The sequence below is a fragment of the Sphingobacterium sp. 1.A.5 genome (genome assembly GCF_002734235.1).
In the GTDB taxonomy this organism is placed as follows: domain Bacteria; phylum Bacteroidota; class Bacteroidia; order Sphingobacteriales; family Sphingobacteriaceae; genus Sphingobacterium; species Sphingobacterium daejeonense.
In genome coordinates, this window is sequence record NZ_PEBA01000046.1 from 1 (window position 1) to 1,432 (window position 1,432).

Annotated in this window: 2 protein-coding genes; both read right to left on the reverse strand. The window is 44.2% G+C overall.

Annotated elements, in window-relative coordinates:
• Positions 1 to 33: 33 nt before the first annotated feature.
• Entirely contained in the window at positions 34 to 1,017 is a 984-nt protein-coding gene (locus CRT24_RS15585; RefSeq protein ID WP_257214065.1) for a transposase, read from the reverse strand.
• Positions 1,010 to 1,363 carry a transposase gene (locus CRT24_RS15590; RefSeq protein ID WP_094258934.1) on the reverse strand — a complete coding sequence of 118 codons (354 nt, stop codon included), beginning with the start codon at positions 1,361 to 1,363 and terminating at the stop codon, positions 1,010 to 1,012. The genes CRT24_RS15585 and CRT24_RS15590 overlap by 8 nt, the downstream gene beginning before the upstream one ends.
• Positions 1,364 to 1,432 lie beyond the last annotated feature (69 nt).

Below are 1,432 nucleotides of genomic sequence, written 5' to 3' on the forward strand. Positions count from 1 at the left end.
GGATCATACCGAAAGTTTGGGGGGTAAAGACTTTTAAGCATACAATTTCATCACTCTGTACAGGAAGAATGTTGTGTCCCTTACGCCACGGAAGACACTCCTGAAAGCTTTGAGTTTTGCATTGAATGATTCTGCCGATGCATTAGTACTTCTGTTGTCGAAGTAATGGAGAATGTATTGATGATGAGCTGCAATGGATCTTGCTACGCTCTCAAAGGAAGCAATGCCCGCATTCTCAACCTGATTATGCCACAGGCCTAGTTTGGTAAATGCGACCTTTTTGTCCCGGCATTTGTTGAAGATGTCTCCTAAGGCAATTCCAAGATCATAAGCCTGTTTTAGCTTAGGAAACCGCATGAACAGCAATTCAGCCCGGTTTTTCTGGGTTTCTGACCATCGGCTGGGATGCTTGAACAAGAGGTGTCTGGATCTAGCCAATAGCTGTTTGAGCGTATCGCCATTGGGCAATAACTCGGGTTCATATGGGATTCCTCGCTTTCGCGATTCCATTATCTTCTTGCTTTCTGCATCCAAGACTTCCCAACGATATTTGATACGGAGTTCCTGAACGGCATCGTAAGCTAACTTTTGGACATGGAACCGATCGACCACACGCCTGGCATTCCTGAAACATCTACGGATAGCCTTGGCCATGTTGGGAGCCATATCCATGGTCACCTCCTTTACCTTATTCCTGGATCGCAAGGGTATTCGCTCAAGAACAGCTATGATATCCTCAGCCTTTGTGCCTTTAATAGTTGCTAGAATCGTTCCTTTACGCCCTTTTGCCGATTTACTGCTAACAATGGTATATAATTCACCGTTGCTAAAGCTGGTCTCATCGATGCTCAGGTGTTCCGAGATGTTTTCAGGGAACAATGTCCAGCTCTCTGCATGCGGCTTTTGGTCCCAATCATGGAAATCACTGAGGTGATTCTTGTATTGATCCTGTAGTTGCTTGCCGTCCATTTGGAAGAACAGACCTACCAATTGGGCGCTTACAGGATGGTTATCCAAATATCTTCTTTAAAAAAAGCCCGAATTCCGTAGTCATTCGAGCACCCTCACGTACTAGATTCCAATCTCTTGTGATGATATCTCCGGTATCCAATACCGTCCATCGACGACGGCGGATATGTAGCGTAACTTTCTGGCCTCGAATGGGAAAGTCTGAAATTTCAGTAGAAGGCATAAAACCCTTTGACTCCAACTTGCTGTTCTCATAGCCTGTCGGAGCAATATTAAGTTCATCTAAATAAATATGGAGTTGATTGTCGACCTGATCGACTTCTAAAATCTGGAAGTATTCCAAAAGCCCTTCCGGCATCAATAAGGATAGTAATTTACGTTCGGCTTCTTGCAAGGGATATTTGTATTAAGGACGCTAAACTAAGAAATTTTTAACACTCCCCCCAAGAATTCAGCTTGATCC